This is a genomic window from Desulfofundulus thermocisternus DSM 10259 (assembly GCF_000686645.1).
In the GTDB taxonomy this organism is placed as follows: Bacteria; Bacillota; Desulfotomaculia; order Desulfotomaculales; family Desulfovirgulaceae; genus Desulfofundulus; species Desulfofundulus australicus.
Genome location: NZ_JMLG01000002.1, coordinates 190971 through 212420, shown reverse-complemented (window position 1 = coordinate 212420; position 21450 = coordinate 190971). Strand labels below are relative to the sequence as shown.

The following is a 21450-nucleotide window of genomic DNA, read 5'->3' as shown; positions in this document are numbered from 1 at the left end:
TAACCTGGCACAATCTACCACTAATATCCGGTGGTGGCGGCGCATACAGATTTATCGTGTGCACCGGGGCCGGCCCGGAACCCGCGCCGGCCCCGGCTGAAAAAATTTTGGGCGCGAAGGGCCGGGCGGGAAGCTTTTTGTGGTATAATATTCCTGTCCGCAGGCGCGTGCTTAAATTCTGCGAAAGGAGTGTTGTTCCGGCTGGGGCCGGAAAATTCATGCTGGACATTAAATCGATTGCAGAAATTTTGCCCCACCGTTACCCCTTTTTGCTGGTGGACAGGGTTCTGGAGGTTGAGGCGGGAAAACGGGCCGTGGGCATTAAAAATGTAACCATCAACGAGCCCTTTTTTGCCGGGCATTTTCCCGGCCACCCGGTGATGCCCGGGGTGCTGGTAATCGAGGCTATGGCCCAGGTGGGGGCGGTGGCCCTGCTGCAGGTGCCGGAATTTGCAGGAAAGCTGGCCTTATTTGCCGGCATCGACAAAGCCCGCTTCCGCCGTCAGGTGGTACCCGGCGATCAGCTGCTCATCGAAGTGCAGATACTTAAAATGCGGGGGAACATCGGCAAAGCGGCGGGCCGGGCCATGGTGGGGGATCAGCTGGCGGCGGAGGCAGAGCTGGTTTTCGCCGTGGAACAGGGGAAATAATCAAATTCTTCCTCAGCGGGCAAAATGCTGAATAGGCTTGTCCGGATTCCACTGTTCACCATATTTCGCCCTCCAGCGCATTAAACCACGGTTTGTAGTTGATTAGTTCATAATGGTACAATACTACTGGTAAAATGGGATAATGCCGCTTGCGGAGGGATTGAGCTTGCTGAAATTATGGGTGGGCCTGCTGCTGGCCGGCGGGATCACCCTGGCGGTCACGCCGTGGGTGCGGCAGCAGGCGTTTCGCTGGGGTGCGCTGGATCGGCCGGAGGCCCGCAAGGTGCACAGGAAGGTCATGCCGCGGCTGGGCGGCCTGGCGGTATACGCCGGGTTTGTGACAGCCGTCCTGGTTACCATGCCTCTCACACCCGCCCTGCGGGGGCTGCTGCTGGGGATGACGCTGATCCTGCTTCTGGGCATATGGGACGATACCCGGGGTCTTTCCCCCCGGGTGAAGCTGGCCGGGCAGGTGGTTGCAGCGCTGGTCCTGCTGCCCCTGGGAGTGCAGGTGCATTTTATTACCAACCCCTTTAACGGTCATATTGTCGACCTGGGATGGCTGAGCATTCCCGTCACCATTTTCTGGGTGGTGGCCGTTACCAATGCTGTGAACCTGATTGACGGGCTGGATGGCCTGGCCGGCGGTGTGTCCTGCATTGCCGCCGTTACCATGGCGGTGGTGGGCTGGACGCAGTGGCAGGTTTTTGGTGCCGCCGGGCAGCGGGAAATAATCATGCTGGCCCTGATGCTGGCGGCAGCCCTGCTGGGGTTCCTGCGCTATAATTTCCACCCGGCCAGGATTTTCCTTGGCGATTGCGGGTCCATGCTGCTGGGTTACACCCTGGCCGTAATGGCCATTATGGGCCTGACCAAGAGCGTCACCGCGGTTTCGGTGCTGGTACCCCTGGTTATACTGGGTATCCCCCTGCTGGATACCTTCTTTGCCATCCTGCGCCGCTGCCACAGGCACCGGCCCATTTTCCAGCCGGATAAGGAGCACCTGCATCACCAGCTGCTGGCCATGGGGCTTTCCCACAGGCAGGCCGTTCTGGTAATTTACGGCGTCAGCGCCCTGCTGGGCGCCAGCGCGGTAATATTGAACCTGGTGGCCACCGACCAGGCGCTGGCCCTGCTGGTTGTTATGGCCATTGTAATCATCGCCGGGGCAAACAAGGTGGGTGTAACTGGCAGAATTCCTGATCGGGATCGACAGGCATCGAGCAGGTTCTAGAATTAAGCAGCACCAGCGGTCCTGCCGGGTGGGAGGACCGCTTTTTTACACTTTATTTTTCAATGGGGGTGTTGCTTGCATGCGCATATCCAAGGCAATCATTCCGGCAGCCGGCCTGGGCGTACGCTTCCTGCCGGCTACCAAGGCCCAGCCCAAGGAAATGCTGCCCATAGTCGACAAGCCCACCATCCAGTACATCATCGAAGAGGCGGTACATTCGGGTATCGAGGACATCCTGATCATTACCGGCCGTCACAAGCGGGCCATAGAGGACCACTTTGACAAATCCCCGGACCTGGAGGAACAGCTCAGGGCCAGGGATAAGCTGGGGCTGCTGGAGCTGGTACAGGATATCAGCGAGATGGTCGACATATATTATGTGCGGCAGAAAGAACCCCGGGGGCTGGGGCATGCGGTTTACTGCGCCCGGAAATTCATCGGCAATGAGCCCTTTGCCGTGCTGCTGGGCGATGACATTGTGCGCAGCAGGACACCGTGTCTAAAGCAGCTGTTGAACCTTTACGAAGAGATGCCGGGTACCATCCTGGCAGTGCAGGAGGTACCCCGTGAGGACGTCAGCAAGTACGGAATCCTGGATGCCGAGCCCATCAGGGATGGCGTCTACCGGGTGCGGGACCTGGTGGAAAAACCATCACCCGAGGAGGCACCTTCCTGCCTGGCCATTATGGGCCGTTACATAATTGACCCGCGCATTTTTGATATTCTGGCCGAGACGCCGCCCGGGGCGGGCGGGGAGATCCAGCTTACCGACGCGTTGAAGGTGCTCTGTCAGGAGCAGCCGGTCTACGGCCTTGCCTTTAAAGGGCGCCGCTACGATGTGGGCGATAAGCTGGGATACCTGAAGGCCATGGTGGAATTTGCCCTGGACCGGCCGGACCTGGGCGAAGAATTTGCTTCTTACCTCAAGGAAGTTGTACGGAACCTCTAGAAGCCCGGCATGGTGGGAGCCGGTTTTAAGACCGGCTCCCGCTTATGTACAGCGCTGCCCGGTTGGCCGGGCGATAAATTCTGCAGGATGACGAAAGGGGTTAAGCATGCGGGTTCTGGTTACCGGCGGTGCCGGTTTTATTGGTTCCCACGTGGTGGAGCAGCTGGCGGCGGGCGGGGCGACGGTGGCGGTCCTGGACGACCTCTCCCGGGGCAGCCTGGCCAACCTGCCCCCCGGGGTCAGCCTTTACCATGGGGACATCCGGGATAAGGTGTTTGTACGGGAAACCCTGGAGCATTTCCGGCCCCGGGTGGTCGTGCACCAGGCGGCCCAGGTGGATGTCCGGACTTCCCTGGACGATCCCGCCCGGGATGCCGCGGTAAACATTGAAGGCACCATTCACCTGCTGGAAGCCTGCCGGCAGGCCGGGGTGGAAAAGGTGGTTTACGCCTCTTCGGCAGCCGTTTACGGGGATCCCCTCTACCTGCCCGTGGATGAAGGGCATCCCGTTCGCCCCCTGGCGGGGTACGGCATATCCAAGCATACGGTGGAGCATTACCTGCAGGTATACCGCGCCCTTTACGGGCTGGATTACACTGTGCTGCGTTATGCGAACGTGTACGGCCCCCGGCAGGATGCCACGGGGGAAGGGGGGGTGGTGGCCGTTTTTACCCGCCGCCTGCTGCGGGGTGAGGACCCCTGCGTTTATGGGGACGGCGAGCAGACCCGGGACTTTGTTTACGTGGGGGATGTGGCCGCGGCCAACCTGGCTGCCCTCAGAAAGGGAGGCGGCCAGGTGCTGAACGTAAGCACCGGCCGGGCCACGACGGTCAATGAATTGCTCCGCCTGCTGCAGGGCATCACCGGGGCAAAAATAAAGGCCCGCTACTGCCCGCCCCGCCCGGGTGATATCCGTCACAGCTATCTTGCCTGTGACCTGGCGCAAAAAATCCTGGGCTGGCGGGCCCGTACGGACCTCGCTACCGGTTTAAAGCTGACCGTGGAATGGTACAGGCATAGCCTGAGCCCGGACCGGAGCGGTTGAAACCGCTCCCCGGTTCAATTCTTGCCCGCGCCCCTGCAGCCGATCCTGCAGCCTGCCGGAACCTTATTTTTACGGCCCTGCCGGATCCGGCGCAGGTATTCTTCAAACATCTTTTGCCTTTTCTCCAGCCTGGTGAGCAGCTTTTTACTGTTCATAATTTACCCCTCCCGGTACCAGTATTGCCAGTAAATGGAATAAGTAAACCCCCTGCCCGGAACACGGTATAATTTCCCTGTCCCCCGGTAAACTAAGGCTTGTAAATTAATACTGATGGAGGGAAGGGAAAATGAATCCTTATCTGGAAATTCTTATCCGGGCGGTGGGTGCTTTTGTGGCGGTCCTGGTAATTACCCGGGTGGTGGGTAAGAGCCAGGTGGGACAGCTTACGGTGGCGGATTTTGTCAACGCCATTGTCCTTGGCTCCATTGCCGCCTCCCTGGTTACGGATCTGAAAGAAAACGGCTGGTACTATGCCTTTGGGCTCGTCCTGTTCGGCCTTTTAACACTTATTTGCGAATATGGTTCGTTAAAATCCCGTCCCCTGCGTAAACTGCTGGAAGGTGAACCCACGGTAATCATCCACAATGGCAAGATCCTGGAACACAACATGAAGAAATTGACCTACAACCTGGATAACCTGATGATGCAGCTGCGGGAAAAAAATGTGTTTAACATTGCCGATGTGGAGTTTGCCGTGGCCGAACCCAACGGGAAGCTGAGCGTGCTGTTGAAGAGCCATAAGCAGCCCCTTACCCCGGAGCATATGCAGATTCCCACCAGGTATCAGGGCATTCCCTCGGAATTAATTGTGGACGGTGTGGTTATCCAGCAGAACCTGAAGCAGAACAACCTGACCGAGGACTGGCTCTACCGGGAGCTGGAAAAGCAGGGCGTCAAGTCGGTCAAGGATGTGGTATATGCCAGCCTGGATTCAGAAGGCAACCTGTATGTGGATAAAAAAGAGGACACCATGCAGAACGTAACCGACATTACCGATAAGCTTCCCGGCAAAATGCCCCAGTAGGCTGGCCGGGCAAATTAATGCTGCCAAGTATCAAGAAGGGGGGATTATTCTGGCTACCAGAATTTCCTTTGGCACTGACGGCTGGCGGGGGGTGCTGGCCCGGGATTTCACCTTTGATAACGTGGCCCTGGTGGCCCGGGCGGTGGCCGGCTACCTGGAGGACCACCGGCTGGCCGGGCGGGGGGTGGTGGTGGGCTACGATAACCGTTTCCTGTCGGAACACCTGGCCGACACCGTGGCCGGCGTTTTTGCCCGGCGGGGCATTCCCGTCTACCTTACCGCAGGGGCCACCCCCACTCCGGTTACCGCCTTTGCCATTAAAGAGCACCGGGCCGGGGGGGCCGTTATGCTGACGGCCAGCCACAACCCGCCGGAGTACAACGGGTTCAAGTTTATCCCCGAATATGCCGGGCCCGCCCTGCCCCACATCACCCGGGAAATTGAGGAAAAAATTCACCGCCTGCAGGAGGCGGGGGAACGGGGCGAGCCGGGTGGGCTCCCCGCTGGTTCCGTTCGCCGGATTGACCCCCGGGCTGCCTACATCCAGCATATAAAAGGGCTGGTTGACTTCGAGGCCATCAGAAAGGCCCGGTTGAAGGTTATCGTGGACCCCATGTACGGGGCGGGTATCGGTTACCTGGAGGATATCCTGGCCGGTGAGGGGGTGGAGGTGGAAACCATTCACAACCGGCGGGATCCGCTTTTTGGCGGCAGCCTCCCCGAGCCCACCGGTAAATCCCTGGGCGAGCTGCGCTCCCTGGTTCTGGAACGCGGGGCCCACCTGGGCCTGGCCCTGGACGGGGATGCCGATCGCTTCGGCATCATTGACCGGGACGGCACCTATATAGCGCCCAACCTCTTCCTGCCCCTGCTGTATTATCACCTGCTCAAGACCCGTGGTGAACGGGGGCCGGTGGTGCGCACGGTGGCCACCACCCACCTGCTGGACCGCCTGGCCCGGGCCCATGAGCAGGAGGCCTATGAAACACCTGTGGGCTTCAAGTATATTGGCCAGTACCTGCGGGAAGAAAATTGTCTTCTGGGAGGGGAGGAAAGCGGGGGATTGTCCATCCGCGGGCATATCCCCGAAAAGGATGGCATCCTGGCCGGGCTTCTGGCTGCGGAAATGGTGGCCGCCCACGGCAAGAGCCTGGGCGACCTGGCTGCTGAAGTCTGGTCTACTTACGGCCGGTTGTTTAGCGAGCGGCTGGATGTACATACCTCGGCGGAAAATAAAAAGAGGATCCTGGGGCTGCTTGAAGATTTTCACCCCCGGGAAATTGGCGGCCTGAAGGTGGAGCGGCGCATTGCCGTGGATGGGACCAAGCTGGTGCTGGAGAACGGTTCCTGGGTGCTGGTAAGGGCTTCGGGCACCGAACCCCTTTTCCGTGTCTACGTGGAGGCCGGTACGGAGGACGAGCTGCGCCGGCTCCAGCAGGAGGTCCGGGCCATGCTGGGGCTGCAGGAGGGCTGCTGATATAAGCGAGCCGTTCAGCGTTTACGCCGGGCCTTCTACTTCCGCAGGGCGTTTACCGCCTGGGCAAGCCCGGCGATGCTGGAGGCCAGGTTTTCCAGCTTTGTCTCGATGCGCACCAGCAGGTAGGCGGTGACCACTATGGGAAAGCCAAGGTTGCCGACGGCCTGCAAAATGGTTTCCACAGGGCAACACCTCCGGATATGAGAAGTGAGAAGTGAGAGGTGAGAAGTGGGATTTGGAAAGGTATCCGCTAAAGCCGGGTACCTTCTTACGTTTTCCAGGGATTATGGTCCGGGAAGACGGCCCCCGGCAGCGCTGCCGGGGGCCGGGATTCTGGAGATGGTTCAGGCCGGATCGTAGAGGTCGTTGGTGGTGCGGTCGACGATCTGTACATCCTGCTTGGAGACCAGGGCGCCGCCGCCGGTTTGGAAGACGTTTTTGCTGATGATCAGGTCCATGACGGCTTCAATTTCGGCGGCGGTAATATTGTCCCGGGGGTTGTCCAGGCTGATGGTAAAGTTGGAGCCGCTTTCATTCTTAAAAACCATGCGCAGGGTCTGGGTGGTGGTGATGGCCACTTAAAAGCACCTCCTTGTGGTTTTAAATGATAACAGCCGTTCTGTTACACGGATTTGGGTCATAAGCGGGACCTGTTTAACACGGGTCCCGCTTCAAACACCGGCCGTTAGGCCTGGAGCAGGCGGACGTTATCGATCCGGTTTACTCCCGCCAGGGGGTATTCCTGGAGTCCGGCCAGCGCCTGGGCCACATCGAAAAGATCCTGGTCGGCGGCGTCGGGACGAATGTTGTTCAGGTTCTTGTTGCGGTAAACCGGGTTACCCTCATCATCCATTCCGGTCTGCAGGACCAGCCGCAGGACAGTGGTACCGGGAACTCTGTTTACAGCCATAAAGGAACACCTCCTAATAGAACTATCTATCGAACACGTGTTCGAGTAACCTTATTATACCCGGGTCAGGAGGTGCCGTCAAGTCCAGAATATGTAAATATATGTCATATTCTGGGTATAAGGGCCGGGTGAATTAGCTCTTTTTAGCCCGGTTCTGGAATTAATTTGACACTGCTCCGGGCTTTCTGCTAGAATAGTCGTGGCAGTTTTTGCCCGCAGTTATGGAGGTGTTTGGATTGGCCAGGAGACTTTTTACTTCGGAATCGGTAACCGAAGGTCACCCGGACAAGGTGGCCGATCAAATTTCTGACGCCATCCTGGATGAGATTATTGCTCAGGACCCGGATGCCCGGGTGGCCTGCGAAACACTGGTCACCACCGGCCTGATTCTGGTGGCCGGTGAGATTACCACCAGATGTTATGTGGATATTCCCCGGATTGCCCGGGAAACGGTGCGGGAGATAGGCTATACCCGGGCCAAGTACGGTTTTGACTGCGATACCTGTGCGGTGATTACCTCCATTGACGAACAGTCGCCGGACATTGCCATGGGAGTAAACAGGGCTCTGGAGGCCCGCTCGGGGGAGATGACCGACTCGGAGATCGAGGCCATTGGCGCCGGGGACCAGGGCATGATGTTTGGTTTTGCCACCAATGAAACGAAGGAGTTCATGCCCCTGCCCATTGCCCTGGCCCACCGGCTGGCCCGCCGGCTGGCCACGGTGAGGAAGACCCGGGAACTGCCCTATCTGCGTCCCGACGGCAAGGTTCAGGTGACGGTGGAATATGAGGACGACCGGCCGGTGCGCCTGGACACAGTGGTCATTTCGGCCCAGCATCACCCGCGGGTACCCCTGGACCAGATCCGGGAGGACCTGATTGAAAAGGTTATCAGGCCGATCATACCGCCGGAACTGCTCAACTCCACCACCCGCTACTTCATCAACCCCACCGGCCGTTTTGTCATCGGCGGCCCGCAGGGCGATACGGGCCTCACCGGGCGCAAGATTATCGTGGATACCTACGGTGGTATGGCCCGCCACGGCGGCGGCTGCTTTTCCGGCAAGGATCCCACCAAGGTGGACCGTTCCGCCAGCTATGCCGCGCGCTATGTGGCCAAGAATATTGTGGCCGCCGGGCTGGCCGATAAGTGCGAGGTGCAGCTGGCCTATGCCATCGGCGTGGCCCGCCCGGTATCCATCATGGTGGATACCTTCGGTACCGGCAGGGTCAGTGATGAACTGCTGGTCAGGCTGATCCGGGAGCATTTTGACCTGCGGCCGGCCGGAATCATTAAGGCCCTCGATTTGCGCCGGCCCATTTACCGCCGCACCGCCGCCTACGGCCACTTCGGCCGCACCGATATCGACCTTCCCTGGGAGCGTACCGACAAGGCGGAAATCCTGCGCAAAGAAGCGGGAGCGTAGGAGACCAGGCACATAAACATTGAGTTAAGCAATTTAAAAGTATTCTGTAAAACCGTTATGAAGAGGATGCGGTGCGCATCTTACGCGGAGCACTGGAGTGAGCGGGGACAGCGCCGCATCCAACCGGGTTCACGGAATATTGACATTTAAAACGCCGGGTAATCCTTTCACCCCCGCCGGCGGTCCTGCATATGGTGGAGCAGGAGCGAAAACGGGGGTGATTGTCTTGCTGGTGCAGTTTCTCCTGGCGCTCTGGCTGGCGTGGCTGGTGGCGGTTGTGGTGAAGGTATGCCGCCTGGTCCTGGTTTACCGCCGTTATGCCGGGCAAAGCCGGGGAAAACTGGTGCTGCTCCTTTCCAACCAGGAACAGGCCTGCGAGGGATTTTTACGCCGGCTGGCCTCCGGGTGTGAGCTTTTGCTGCCCCGGATGGAGCTGGCCGTGGTGGTGGGTGAAGACAGCAGCGACGATACTTCCGGCATTGCCCGCATCCTGGGCCGTCAGCTGGGTTTCACCGTCATACCGGCTCAAGGAGCGGCCGGGGCGGAAAAAGCTGCCCTTTCGGCCATGCTGGCCCGCCTGCCGGGGGAACCCCGGAACGGCCTGGCCGGCGGGGACCCTCCCACCTGGTATTACGATGCCCGGGGGTTGCAGGGCAAGCACCTTTTGCGCACATCCGTATTGCGGCAGATGAGCCGGGCAGCCTGAGGATGCCGGGAGGTGAATGGCCTTTTCCTGTCGAAATAACTCCCTGAGGTGAGGAGTTTTGAAGGGAATGCGTCGCCTTACCCACGTTGCCTGCACCTGGCTGGTTGTTGGCCCGGGTGCGTGGGTACTGGCACGCCTTTTTTCTTCTCTGGATCTGGATTACGGCGGGCATTTTCTTGTTTTTGCCGGCCTGGGGGTGGCCGCGGAATGGCTGGCGGTGAATTTTCCCCACGGCCAGCTGTCGGGGGGGTTCGCCCTGGTCCTGGCCACCTTCATCCTTTTTGGCGCACCGGCAGCCGCCTGGACGGGAGCCCTGGCCACCCTGATCAGCCAGGGATTCTGGCCCCGGGGCAACTCCCTGAGGACCGTTTTGTTCAATGCCGCCCAGCATGTGCTGGCAGTAATGGCGGGCAATTATGCCTGCCACCGGCTGGCCGGCCCGGCTGGCGATCAGATCTCAACGGGCCAGGTGGCCGGCCTCCTGGCCTTCTCGGGAGTGTATTTTCTGGTAAATCACCTGCTGGTCTCCCTGTACATTACCACTTCCGGGAAGTACCGCCACCCCCTGCTCTCCCGGGGGGATGCCCTGCGCTGGGACGGGCTGACCTGCCTGTCCTGCATACCGGTCGGCCTGCTCATGAGTTATTTATACCGCGAAACGGGCCTGTCCGGTGTGGTGCTGCTTTCCCTCCTCCTGCTGGTCATCCAGTTCGTCCTGCGCCTGTACGTGCATACGGAGCTGGCCAACAGGGAGTTGCTGGCCCTTTACCACGTGGCCCGGGCGCTCAATCAGAAGCTGGATGTGCAGGAAATCCTGGACCTGGTGCTGAAGGAGACCAGGCGGGTGGTATCCTACCACAGCGGGGTGGTTTACCTGTGGTCGGGGGAGAAGTGCTGCTATGAAGCCCGGGCCGCTGCCGGCCCGTTCAGGGATAAATTAGCCGGGAGCATGATCTTTAAGGGAGAAGGTTTCACCGGCTGGGTGGCGGAAAAAGGTGAGCCGGAAATTATTTATAACGCGCGGGAGGACCCCCGGGTCCGCCACGAGCCGGGGTTGTTCCAGGTGCTGCGCTCCTTTATGGTCATCCCCCTCCTGGCTGACAACCGGAAGGTGGGGGTTCTGGTTATCGGTGATAAGCGCCCGTTTGCCTTCAATGAAAACCACCTGCATACCATATCCGTAATTTGCGGCCAGGCGGCGGTGGCCATTGCCAGCACGCTGCTGATGAAGCAGCTGGAAGATAGTGCCAACACCGATGGCCTGACGGGCATTTACAACCACCGCTATTTCACGTACCGGCTCGGAGTTGAGTTTCAGCGCGCCCGGGATGCCGGCCTGCCCCTGGCGCTGATCATGCTGGATGTGGATAATTTTAAATTAATCAACGACCGTTTCGGCCACGTTGCCGGGGACGCGGTGCTGGTGGAACTGGCCCGGCTCCTGCGGGATGCCGTGGGCGAGAGGGGAGTGGTCTGCCGTTATGGCGGGGAGGAATTTGCCATCCTCCTGCCCGGGTTTGATTCCGCCCGGGCCGGCGAACTGGCCGGGGATTTAAGGCGGCTGGTGCGGGAACATCATTTTGCGGTAAAGGACATGCCCCGGCAGGTGCGGATAAGCCTGGGTGTGGCGGGCTACCCCCGGGATGCACGGGATGCGGATATGCTGGTAAAAATGGCCGACCGGGCCCTCTATGGTGCCAAGAGGACGGGCAAGGATCGCGTGGTATTATACGGGCAGCTGGCCGACCTGCCGCGGCAGGAATGGTGAAAACCGGCCGGCGGGATGCATCCCCCGTGTCGGGCAGCAGTGTCCGGTACGGGTAAGATCAGGGAGCTGAGCGGGGTGTTTCGTCTGCTAATTCCCCTGCGGGAGTTGTGGAGCGATTTTCTGGACCTGTTATTTCCCCCGCCCCGGGGGTGCCCCCTCTGTGGTGCCGGGGCGGAAGGGGAAGGGTTCTGCCCCCGGTGCCGGGAGATGTTCCTGGACCACAGGGCGCCGGTGGGTTGCACGGTTTGCGGCTGCTTTCCGGTGCGGAACGGAACGGGCGGCGCCTGCGGCGGCTCCGGCAGCAGGCCTTCCCCCCGCACCCTCTGCCCCCACTGCAGAAGCGATCGCCCGCCTTTCAAAGCGGCCCGGGCCGTCGGTCCCTACGAAGGCGTGTTGAAGGAAGCTGTCCTGCGCCTGAAGTTTCGCCGGGAGCGGGGACTGGCACGCCCCCTGGGACATCTGCTGGCCGCGGTGGCCCGGGAGATGGTCCCGCCCGGGGCAGTTCCCCTGGTGGTCCCGGTGCCCATTTCCAGCAGGCGCCTGGCGTTAAGGGGGTTTAACCAGGCCGAATTGCTGGCCGGGGAACTGTGCACGGCACTGGGCTGGCCCCTGGTGCCGGTGCTGCGCAAGGTGCGGGAAACCCTGCCCCAGACCGGCCTGTCCCGCGCAGAACGTTTGAGCAATTTATCCGGTTCCTTTGCTGTCGTTCCCGGTGCCCTGCCGCCGGGGCGCGTGGTGGTTTTGGTGGATGATGTAATCACCACCGGCTCCACGGCCCGGGAATGTACCTCTGTTCTCCTGGCCGCAGGTGCGGCAGCGGTATACGTCCTTACCGTGGCCGCACCTTACTGCCCGGCCACTACCCCTGCCGGGCCGCCGGCCGGGAGATAGAAAGCTTACCAACAACTTATCCAGAACCCGCAGAAGTTGTCCGGCGGGTTATTAACAGGTTTATCCACATTATCCACAGGATTTTCATCCACAGGGCAGGTTATCCACAGGCTTTTATCTTTCAACATTGCAATGCCGCTGGAGGTCTTTCCTGCAACGGCTGGATTGGCAACCCTTGACAATGGGAGCTGAATATGTTAGTATTCACCTACGTGTGTGTGCAAGCACCCACGGGATTTTATGCTGGGAGGAATGTTCATGCAAGGCAAAGTCAAATGGTTCAGTGCCGAGAAGGGTTACGGCTTCATCGAGGGGGAGGACGGAAAGGACGTATTTGTCCACTTCTCGGCCATCCAGGAAGAAGGGTTCAAAACCCTCAACGAGGGGCAGCTTGTGGAGTTTGACATCGTCGAGGGTGCCCGTGGGCCTCAGGCCGCCAATGTGGTGAAGTTGTAGGTTCAGGAAGCAAAACCCCGGCCCGGTGCCGGGGTTTTTGGTATTTTTGGCAGGCTGCAGGCAGGAATTCCGGCCATTTTCGGGAATAATATTAATACCAGGGACCAGAAAGGAGAGGGTGCCAGGATGAAAGTACAGGTACGGGGAAGAAACGTGGAAGTAACCAACGCCCTGAAGGAGTATGTGGAGAAGCGCCTTGGTAAGCTGGAAAGATACCTCGATTTAATTGAAGAGGCGCAGGTAACCCTCACCGTGGAAAAGGATTCCCACCGGGTGGAAGTGACCATTCCCATTAACGGCATTATTCTGCGGGGTGAAGAAACCACCGGCGACATGTATGCCTCCATCGATCTGGTGGTGGAAAAGCTGGAAAAACAAATCGATCGCTACAAGGGCAAGCTGTACCGCCGCCTGGGCCGCCAGAACATGGAGGTGAAGGCCGGGGAGGAAGAAGCCAGGGAAGAAAACGGCCCGCCGATTGTACGTACCAAGAAGTTTGCCGTGAAGCCCATGTCGGTTGACGAAGCGGTAATGCAGATGAACCTGCTGGGGCACAGCTTCTTTGTCTTTACCAACGCGGACACGGAAAAGGTCAACGTGGTCTACCGCCGCAAGGACGGCAGGTACGGCCTGATTGAACCGGAATTTTAAAAAGCAGGCCTGCCGGTGGTTCCGCCGGCTCCGGCCCGCACTTGAAACCGTTCCCGGCGGGTGCTACAATAATACGGGAATTATTTTAGGAAGAGGAACCTTGATGGTTCCTCTTCTTTACGAAGGTGATTTTTATGCTCAAATTGCTGCGTAACTGGCTGGATGACAACGCGCGGGAAATCAAACGCCTGCAGCGGACGGTGGATCAGATAAATGCCCTGGAAGGGGAGATTTCCGCCCTTTCCGACGATGACCTGCGCGCCAAAACCGGTGAGTTCAAGGAGCGCCTGGCCAGGGGCGCCACCCTGGACGACCTCCTGCCCGAAGCCTTTGCCGTGGTACGGGAGGTCAGCCGGCGGGTCCTGGACATGCGCCATTTTGACGTGCAGCTTATGGGGGGCATTGTCCTGCACCAGGGGAAAATTGCCGAAATGAAAACCGGTGAAGGTAAAACCCTGGTGGCCACCCTGCCGGTCTATCTCAATGCCCTGACCGGCCGGGGGGTTCACGTGGTCACGGTGAACGATTACCTGGCCCGCCGGGACAGCGAGTGGATGGGCCGGATTTATAAGTTTCTGGGCCTTTCCGTGGGGCTCATCGTACACGGGCTGGACACGGCCGGGCGGCGTAAGGCCTACGCTGCCGACGTAACTTACGGCACCAACAACGAATTCGGCTTTGACTACCTGCGGGACAATATGGCCATCCACCCGGACCAGCTGGTGCAGCGGGAACTCCATTACGCCATCGTGGACGAGGTGGACAGCATTCTCATCGATGAGGCCCGCACCCCCCTGATCATTTCCGGCCAGGCCGACAGGGCCACCGATCTGTACTACACCTTTGCCCGCCTGGTACCCAGGCTGCAGAAGGATGTCGACTATACGGTGGACGAAAAGGCCCATTCGGTCACCCTCACTGAAGAGGGTGTGGCCAAAGTGGAAAAAATGCTCGGGGTGGAAAACCTTTACGACGACCAGCACATGCAGCTGACCCACCACCTGAACCAGGCCCTGAAGGCCCATGCCCTGATGAAGCGGGACCGGGACTACGTGGTCAAGGACGGCCAGGTGATCATTGTGGACGAATTCACCGGCCGGCTGATGTTCGGGCGCCGTTACAGCGACGGCCTGCACCAGGCCATAGAGGCCAAGGAAGGGGTGCGGGTGGAGCGGGAGTCCCAGACCCTGGCCACCATCACCTTCCAGAACTACTTCCGCATGTATGAAAAGCTGGCCGGGATGACGGGTACCGCGGCCACGGAGCAGGAAGAGTTCCGCAAAATCTACGGGCTGGACGTGGTGGTCATCCCCACCCACAAGCCCATGATCCGCAGGGACCTCCCCGATGTAGTCTACAAGACCGAGCAGGCCAAGTTCCGGGCAGTGGTGGAGGAAATCGCCCGCCGCCACGCCACCGGCCAGCCTGTGCTGGTGGGCACCATCTCCATCGAAAAATCGGAGCTTTTAAGCCGGATGCTCAAAAAGCGGGGCATTCCCCATCAGGTGCTGAATGCCAAGTACCACGAGAAGGAAGCGGAAATCGTGGCCCAGGCCGGGCGGCTGGGAGCGGTGACCATTGCCACCAACATGGCCGGCCGGGGTACGGACATCCTTCTGGGTGGCAACCCGGAATTTCTGGCCCAGGCCGAGCTGCGCCAGCAGGGGTACGACCCGGCCGATGAGGATCCCCGGGTGCAGGAGCTTTACCGGGCCACCCTGGAGAAATATAAGAAGATTACCGATGAAGAGCACAAAAAGGTGGTGGCCCTGGGCGGCCTGCACATCATCGGTACCGAGCGCCATGAGAGCCGGCGCATTGATAACCAGCTGCGGGGCCGGGCGGGCCGCCAGGGGGACCCCGGTTCGAGCCAGTTCTTTATCTCCCTGGAAGACGACCTGATGCGCCTGTTCGGTTCGGAGAATATTGCCGGCATTATGGACCGGCTGGGCATTGAGGAAGACATGCCCATCGAGCACGGCCTGGTGACCAAATCCATCGAGACGGCCCAGAAGCGGGTGGAAAACCGCAACTTTGACATCCGCAAGCACGTCCTGCAGTACGACGACGTGATGAACCAGCAGCGGGAAGTGATCTACCGCCAGCGGCGGCAGGTGCTCATGGGGGAAAACCTCAAGGAAGTCGTCCTGCAGACCATCGCCCAAACCGTTGAGCGGGCGGTGGACACCTACTGCCCCGAGGGAGTGCACGAGGAGGAATGGGACCTGGCGGGGCTTTTGCATTATGCCGCCCAGCACTTCCTTCCCGACCACAGGCTGACTCCAGAGGATTTCACCGATATGGGGCGGCGGCAGATCGTGGAAGAGCTAAAAGAAAAAGCTCTCGCCGCCTACGAGGCCCGGGAAGCCGAACTGGGTGCCGATGTGCTGCGGGAACTGGAACGGGTTCTCTTGCTCCGCATAGTGGATGAAAAGTGGATGGACCACCTGGACGCCATGGACCAGCTGCGGGAGGGCATAGGCCTCCGGGCCTACGGGCAGAAGGACCCCCTGGTGGAGTATAAATTTGAAGCCTACGAAATGTTCCAGAATATGATTGCCAGCATCCAGGAGGACCTGGTCCGCTACATTTACCGGGTTAACGTGGTGCAGGCCCCCCAGCCGCAGCAGCGGCAGCTGGTGGAAAACCGCTACCAGGAGGAAGGCCCCCGGCAGCCGGTGCGGCGGGAGCAGAAGGTGGGCCGCAACGATCCCTGCCCCTGCGGCAGCGGCAAAAAGTACAAGAAGTGCTGCGGCCGGGCGGCGACGGGCTGAAGCCGCCAGGGGGTGCTGACGGCGCGTGACAGCGCCGCACCCAACCGGGTTTACCGAATGTTTACAAGTCATCAAAGAACAAGAGGTGAACAGTATATGTACGCCGAACTGTCCCGGGAACTGGAAAACCTGGGTAAACGCATCGAAGAATTGAGGGTTTCTCTTTGACATCGCCAGGAAGGAAGAGGAAATAAAGCGCCTGGAAGAAACCATGATGGACCCGGGTTTCTGGAATGATCCGGAAAAAGCCCAGCAGGTGACGCAGAAACTGGCCGCCTTAAAGGACCGGGTCACCCGTTTTCAGGAACTGGCCCGGGCCCATGAAGACCTGGTCGTCCTCCTGGCCCTGGGAGAAGAGGAAGAAGACGAGCAGGTGGCCAGGGAAGCGGCGGGGGAGCTGAAGAAGCTGGCCCGGCAGGTGGAGAAAATGGAGCTGGAGGTGCTGCTGAACGGCCCCTATGACCGGGGAAACGCCATTGTTTCCCTCCACGCTGGGGCCGGCGGTACCGAGGCCCAGGACTGGGTGGAGATGCTCCTGCGCATGTACACCCGCTGGGCGGAGGAAAAGGGCTACCGGGTGACCATCATGGATATGCTGCCCGGGGACGAGGCGGGCATAAAAAGCGTCACCTTTTCCGTGGCCGGACCCAACGCCTACGGCTACCTGCGGGCGGAAAAGGGCGTCCACCGGCTGGTGCGCATTTCCCCCTTTGACGCCGCCGGGCGGCGGCATACCTCCTTTGCTTCGGTGGATGTGCTGCCCGAGGTGGAGGAAGATGTGAATTTGGAAATCAAACCCGAGGATCTGAAAATAGATACTTTCCGTTCCAGCGGGGCCGGCGGGCAGCACGTGAATAAAACCGAGTCGGCGGTGCGCATCACCCACCTGCCCACGGGCATTGTGGTTCAGTGCCAGAGCGAGCGCTCCCAGATTGCCAACCGCAATGCGGCCATGAAGCTGTTGCGGGCCAAACTCCTGGACCTGGAGATGAAAAAGAAGGAAGCCGAACTGGCCGCCCTCCGGGGTGAACAGACGGAGATTGCCTGGGGCAACCAGATCCGTTCCTACGTTTTTCACCCTTACAGCCTGGTCAAGGACCACCGCACCGGGGTGGAGGTGGGCAACGTCCAGGCGGTCATGGACGGGGAAATAGACGAGTTCATTTCCGCCTACCTGCGGCAGAAGGCAAGGGGTTAAACCAGTGCAAAGAGCACTGGTTTTTTGCAATTTCCCACAATTCCTTGATAATATTTCCGCATTCCACCTGTATATTTTAAGTGTGGCGCCACATAAATACTAAATATTTACAGGGAGGAATGAGTAATGAACAAATGGAAGACGAGAATTATATCAACTGCCCTGGCATTGTCGCTGCTGGTCCCGGTTGCCGCTTTTGCAGCTGATGCCGGCACGGCTGAAAAGGATATACCTGTTAAAAAAGGATTGGCCTACCATCAACGCCTTAACAGTGAGCAGCGCCAGCAAAATGAGGAAAAGCTGCTGGAAATGGTTAGCAAGTATACTCCGGAAATTCTGGAAGAGTGGAAAAATGCCCTTGCTGAGCGGGAGCAATTAAGGGGTGAGTTGAAGGAAAAGGCACCGGTGCAAAGGCAAAGACCTCAAATATCCGGTGAGGTGAAAGAAAAAGTCGAGGCCATCCGTAAAGATGTCGAGAACGGCAAGCTGACGCCGGAACAGGCAAGGGAAGAGTTCAGAAAACTGGGGCTTGGCAGAGGGGAACCGCCCCAACTGCCCGCTGAGGTGAAGGAAAAAGTCGAAGCCATTCGTAAAGATGTCGAGAACGGCAAGCTGACACCGGAACAGGCAAGGGAAGAATTCAAAAAGCTGGGGCTCGGTAAGGAAGGCCCGCGTCGGGAATCCTGTTTACCCAGCGCTGACAAAGAAAAGCAGTTGATGGGTGAGTTTAGAAAAGCGGTGGAAGCCGGTGATGAAGCCCGGATTAAAGAGCTGCTGCCGCAGCTTTTGAAACGACTGCAGGAAAGAAACAGGGAGTTGCATGAGGTGATGTTAAAAACAAATCAATAGACTGGTAAATGTCCGGTAGACCCACTGTGTGTTAACTACAAAGGCACGGCGTTGTCCCATGCGGAAGCCCAGGGTAGTTGGCGGGACAACGCCGTGCCTTTCTGAAGTAAAAAACCGGCCAGCCCTTTGCCGGTCAGGCTGCAGGTGTATGTGATTGTCATGCTCATCATGCCTTGTTAATCTGCAACTTAACCGGTATTGCTCTGATAATCAGCTGGTGGTTATCGTTTTCACAATTTCCCATAATTTCTTGATAATTTTTCCGTATTCCACCTGTATATATAAATTTAAGTGTGGCGCCACATAATTGCTAAATATTTACAGAAAGATAAAATAACTTGCATGATACGGGTTAAAGTTGCGGAAAAAAATGCCTGACCTCCGCATTGAAACCATTTATGGCTTTGGATACAGGATGACGGCCAAATGAAAAGAATTTCGCTGACGGTAAAAATGTGGCTGGCCCTTTCGCTGGTCAGCCTGCTGGTGTATGTGATTGTCATCCTGATCATGCCCTTTCTGGTGCGCAACTTTTTCACGATCAACATGATGGGGCTTCAGGCGCCGCCGGAGAAACCGCCTGAAAAAAACGCCCGGCGGGAAACACCACCCCCCGCTTCACCTCCCGGTCCCCCTGTCCTGGGCAGGCCGGAATTCCGCATCCGTGATTTTATCGTCCTGGAGGACGGGACTACCATTCCCGCAGAGGCCGGGCAAATGTTTTCATCTTCGTTTATCCGGGAAATCCTGCAGAACGCCGTGGCCCAGAAAGCATCCGCCCGTCTGTATGAATATAACCGCGGCCAGGAAAATATCCGCTACGTCATAAGAAAGGAGCAAGCTTACGGGCGCCCCCTCTACCGGGTGGCGCTCATCAGGAAATCCGAAGAAGACAGGTTTATAAAATCCCTGCTGCTGAACTTTCTGGTGTTCACCGGCATTGCCCTGATAATCAGCTGGTTTGCTTCTCTTTTTATTGCCCGCTACTTAACCCGGCCCCTGATCCAAATGGAACGGCATGTAAAGCGTATTGCAAACCGCAACTGGCACGAACCCCTGGATGTAAAGCGGGGTGATGAAATAGGCCGGCTGGCCCGCTCCATCGAGGTTATGCGCCGGCAGCTTGTTCGCCAGGACGAAATGCAGCAGTCCATGCTGCAGAATATCTCCCACGAGTTGAAAACACCGGTCATGGTGATCCGCAGCTATGCCCAGGCCATCCAGGACGGGGTTTACCCCAGGGGCGATCTGGCCGGCAGCATCCGGGTGATCGACGAGGAGGGTGCGCGCCTGGAAAAGCTGGTCAAGCAGTTGCTGTACCTGACACGGCTTGATTACCTGGCCACGCGGGAAAGGGTTCAAAAAGAGGTGAAATTGAACACGCTGGTTGAAAATATAGTCCAGCGTCTATGCCCGCAGCGGCCGGAAATATCATGTCAGCTGGATTTGCAGCCGGTAAGTATTTGTGGAGATGAAGAAGTTCTGCGGGTTATGGTTGAAAACCTGCTGGAAAACCACCTGCGTTATGCGTCTTCACGCCTTGAGATCGACCTCGGGTTGGACAATGAAAAAAAAGGTGTAATCCTCCGTTTCTGGAACGACGGTTCCAGGATTGAGCCCCACATCCTTGACCAGCTGTTCCAGCCCTTCCATAAAGGGCGGGAGGGCAAATTCGGGCTGGGGTTGACCATAGTCCAGCGGATCGTAAAAATGTACCGGGGAGAGATCAACCTGAAAAATGAGAGGGGCGGTGTCTCTTCGACGGTTATCATTCCACTGGGGAACATTAATTGAAACCGGTTACCAAACTGAAATACGGGGGGAAGCGGATGCAAAGCGAGCCGAGTTTCTTTTCCAGGCACCTTAAAATTGTTTCCGGTGTCTTCGGGAGAAAAAAAATAATCATCGGTATGGCGGCAATTTTCGTTTTGGTCGTGGCGGGCTTTTATTTTCTGGCTGGAACAAGAAAGGCAAGCGGAAATTACCTCACCAGTACCGTCAAGAAGAGCACCATCACCAGCAGTATCCCGGCCAGCGGTGTGGTCGAGCCGGTGAAAACAGTTTCCCTGGGTTTTGAAAACGCCGAAGTAATCAAGAAAATATACGTAAAGGTGGGTGACCGGGTTACCGCCGGCCAGCTGCTGGCGGAACAGGACACCGCCAGCCTGGAAGCGCAGGTAATCCAGGCCTCGGCGAATTTGAAGGAGGCCACGGCCAATCTGGAGTTGCTCAAAAAAGGTTCGAGGCCGGAAGAAGTAGCCAGGGCCGAGGCGGACGTCAAAATGGCCCGGGCAAGCTACGACCTGGCGAAATCCAAGCTTGAGCGTTATAAGCAATTTTTCAATGAGGGGTACATTTCACAGGCCGACCTGGACCAGATAATTTCCGATTTTACCACCGCGGAGGCCAAATTGAAGCAGGCCGAGGAATCACTAAAGCTGCTCCAGGCGGGCAACCGCCCGGAAGACATCGCAGCAGCCGCCGCCCGGGTGGAAAGCTGCAGGGCGCAGCTCCAGATGGCCAGGAAAGACCTGGCGGAAGCCAAATTGTTCAGCCCCATAGACGGAATTGTAAGTGAAGTCAACGGTTCCGAGGGCCAGCGGGCTGCGGCCAACAACAACAACACCAGTGGAGGCGGGTTCATTACCATTATTTCGGAAGCCCTGCAGGTCAGGGCCCAGGTAAACGAGGCCGACATCGGCAGGTTGAAGGTCGGCCAGAAGGCGGAGTTCACGGTCAACTCCTTCCCCAATAAAACCTTCACCGGCAGGGTGAGCAGCATCTCCCCCCAGGCGTACACGGAGTCCAACGTGCAGCTTTACGATGCGGTCATCCAGCTGGATAAAAACCAGGATGGGCTGATGGCCGGAATGCCCGCCAACGTGAATATAATCGTCGACAGGCATGAAAACGTCCTCACCGTGCCCAAAAGCGCCGTTACTTACGCCGTCAGTTACCTGAATAAAATGAGACAGGGCGGTGCCCCGGGGCAGCGGCCGTCCGGGAGCGACTCCGGTGGCGGACACACGGGTGGCGCAGGGGCCGGTGGAGCCGGTTCCGCCCGCGGCGGGGGCAATGAAACCGGGACTTCCGGGGCGGCAAGGGCGAATGAGCAGGGACAGCAGGCCCTCGTCCTCGTCCTGGACAATTCGGGGAAACCTTCGCCCCGGCGGGTGGTTTTGGGGCTGGCGGATCTCACAAGCTATGAAGTACTGGAGGGTCTTGAGGAAGGGGATTTGGTGGTGATAGGTTCCCTGGATCAGGAAACCGGAAGTACGAGCAGCCGGGGCGGCAGCATGCCGTTTATGCCCGGCGGTATGCCTCCCGGCGGGGGTGGTGGCGGAAGGCGCTGACCGGGAAGGACGGTCCGCAGCAAACGGGTAGCGTAATTAACCGGTACCGTGGGCTGGCGAAAAGTTCCGCGACGCGACACAGCAGGTA

At 58.6% G+C, this 21450-nt stretch carries 21 protein-coding genes; 17 read left to right on the top strand and 4 right to left on the bottom strand.

The window, feature by feature from the left end:
- Positions 1–218 precede the first annotated feature (218 nt).
- The 4 genes from fabZ to BR83_RS0103080 all read left to right on the top strand — a co-directional run bounded on the left by fabZ (position 219) and on the right by BR83_RS0103080 (position 3878).
- Positions 219–650 (top strand): 3-hydroxyacyl-ACP dehydratase FabZ, encoded by a 432-nt coding sequence (gene fabZ / locus BR83_RS0103095; protein ID WP_027355847.1) that lies wholly within the window; start codon positions 219–221, stop codon positions 648–650.
- Between the two features lie 166 nt (positions 651–816).
- Positions 817–1884: an MraY family glycosyltransferase gene (locus BR83_RS0103090; RefSeq protein WP_027355846.1), complete on the top strand. Its 1068-nt coding sequence runs from the start codon at positions 817–819 to the stop codon at positions 1882–1884.
- Between the two features lie 79 nt (positions 1885–1963).
- Positions 1964–2833, top strand: a complete 870-nt coding sequence (gene galU, locus BR83_RS0103085; protein WP_027355845.1) for a UTP--glucose-1-phosphate uridylyltransferase GalU — start codon at positions 1964–1966, stop codon at positions 2831–2833.
- A gap of 106 nt (positions 2834–2939) precedes the next feature.
- Positions 2940–3878, top strand: coding sequence for an SDR family oxidoreductase (locus tag BR83_RS0103080; protein WP_027355844.1), 939 nt, complete (start codon positions 2940–2942; stop codon positions 3876–3878).
- A 14-nt stretch (positions 3879–3892) separates the two neighbouring features.
- Here the strand turns inward: BR83_RS0103080 and BR83_RS17095 are convergent, their stop codons facing one another.
- A complete protein-coding gene (locus BR83_RS17095) occupies positions 3893–4033 on the bottom strand; it encodes a hypothetical protein (RefSeq protein ID WP_157832954.1) in 141 nt (46 codons plus the stop codon).
- Positions 4034–4164: 131 nt separating this feature from the next.
- Between BR83_RS17095 and BR83_RS0103070 the strand changes: the two genes are divergently transcribed.
- Together BR83_RS0103070 and BR83_RS0103065 are read left to right on the top strand one after the other, a co-directional pair.
- Entirely contained in the window at positions 4165–4902 is a 738-nt protein-coding gene (locus BR83_RS0103070; protein WP_027355843.1) for a YetF domain-containing protein, read from the top strand.
- Between the two features lie 49 nt (positions 4903–4951).
- Positions 4952–6379, top strand: coding sequence for a phosphoglucomutase/phosphomannomutase family protein (locus BR83_RS0103065; protein ID WP_027355842.1), 1428 nt, complete (start codon positions 4952–4954; stop codon positions 6377–6379).
- 35 nt (positions 6380–6414) lie between these two features.
- Here the strand turns inward: BR83_RS0103065 and BR83_RS16580 are convergent, their stop codons facing one another.
- The 3 genes from BR83_RS16580 to BR83_RS0103045 form a co-directional block, all read right to left on the bottom strand.
- Positions 6415–6561, bottom strand: a complete 147-nt coding sequence (locus tag BR83_RS16580; RefSeq protein ID WP_084327046.1) for a YvrJ family protein — start codon at positions 6559–6561, stop codon at positions 6415–6417.
- A gap of 162 nt (positions 6562–6723) precedes the next feature.
- Positions 6724–6957 (bottom strand): DUF2922 domain-containing protein, encoded by a 234-nt coding sequence (locus BR83_RS0103050; RefSeq protein WP_027355841.1) that lies wholly within the window; start codon positions 6955–6957, stop codon positions 6724–6726.
- Positions 6958–7064: 107 nt separating this feature from the next.
- A complete protein-coding gene (locus BR83_RS0103045; protein ID WP_027355840.1) occupies positions 7065–7289 on the bottom strand; it encodes a DUF1659 domain-containing protein in 225 nt (74 codons plus the stop codon).
- A 236-nt stretch (positions 7290–7525) separates the two neighbouring features.
- On the opposite strand from BR83_RS0103045, the gene metK reads away from it, so the two are divergent.
- The 11 genes from metK to BR83_RS17720 all read left to right on the top strand — a co-directional run bounded on the left by metK (position 7526) and on the right by BR83_RS17720 (position 21362).
- Positions 7526–8716 (top strand): methionine adenosyltransferase, encoded by a 1191-nt coding sequence (gene metK, locus BR83_RS0103040; protein WP_027355839.1) that lies wholly within the window; start codon positions 7526–7528, stop codon positions 8714–8716.
- Between the two features lie 97 nt (positions 8717–8813).
- Complete coding sequence (locus BR83_RS0103035) at positions 8814–9422, top strand: hypothetical protein (protein WP_157832953.1); 609 nt, start codon at positions 8814–8816, stop codon at positions 9420–9422.
- A 67-nt stretch (positions 9423–9489) separates the two neighbouring features.
- A complete protein-coding gene (locus BR83_RS0103030) occupies positions 9490–11190 on the top strand; it encodes a sensor domain-containing diguanylate cyclase (protein WP_027355837.1) in 1701 nt (566 codons plus the stop codon).
- A 75-nt stretch (positions 11191–11265) separates the two neighbouring features.
- Positions 11266–12081 (top strand): ComF family protein, encoded by an 816-nt coding sequence (locus tag BR83_RS14900; RefSeq protein ID WP_157832952.1) that lies wholly within the window; start codon positions 11266–11268, stop codon positions 12079–12081.
- A gap of 258 nt (positions 12082–12339) precedes the next feature.
- Positions 12340–12537 carry a cold shock domain-containing protein gene (locus tag BR83_RS0103020; protein WP_027355836.1) on the top strand — a complete coding sequence of 66 codons (198 nt, stop codon included), beginning with the start codon at positions 12340–12342 and terminating at the stop codon, positions 12535–12537.
- 126 nt (positions 12538–12663) lie between these two features.
- Positions 12664–13188 carry a ribosome hibernation-promoting factor, HPF/YfiA family gene (hpf, locus tag BR83_RS0103015; RefSeq protein WP_027355835.1) on the top strand — a complete coding sequence of 175 codons (525 nt, stop codon included), beginning with the start codon at positions 12664–12666 and terminating at the stop codon, positions 13186–13188.
- Positions 13189–13322: 134 nt separating this feature from the next.
- Positions 13323–15962 (top strand): preprotein translocase subunit SecA, encoded by a 2640-nt coding sequence (secA, locus tag BR83_RS0103005; protein ID WP_027355834.1) that lies wholly within the window; start codon positions 13323–13325, stop codon positions 15960–15962.
- Between the two features lie 96 nt (positions 15963–16058).
- A protein-coding gene (gene prfB / locus BR83_RS0103000; protein WP_114679190.1) for a peptide chain release factor 2 occupies positions 16059–17160 on the top strand; the annotation gives its coding sequence in 2 pieces (ribosomal slippage) (positions 16059–16127 and positions 16129–17160; 1101 coding nt in all).
- 126 nt (positions 17161–17286) lie between these two features.
- Complete coding sequence (locus tag BR83_RS0102995) at positions 17287–18009, top strand: hypothetical protein (protein ID WP_027355832.1); 723 nt, start codon at positions 17287–17289, stop codon at positions 18007–18009.
- A 426-nt stretch (positions 18010–18435) separates the two neighbouring features.
- The gene (locus tag BR83_RS0102990; protein ID WP_027355831.1) at positions 18436–19803 is read left to right on the top strand and encodes a sensor histidine kinase; all 1368 of its coding nucleotides are present in this window, start codon (positions 18436–18438) and stop codon (positions 19801–19803) included.
- A 35-nt stretch (positions 19804–19838) separates the two neighbouring features.
- On the top strand, positions 19839–21362 hold the full coding sequence (locus BR83_RS17720; RefSeq protein WP_027355830.1) for an HlyD family secretion protein: 1524 nt from the start codon (positions 19839–19841) through the stop codon (positions 21360–21362).
- Positions 21363–21450 lie beyond the last annotated feature (88 nt).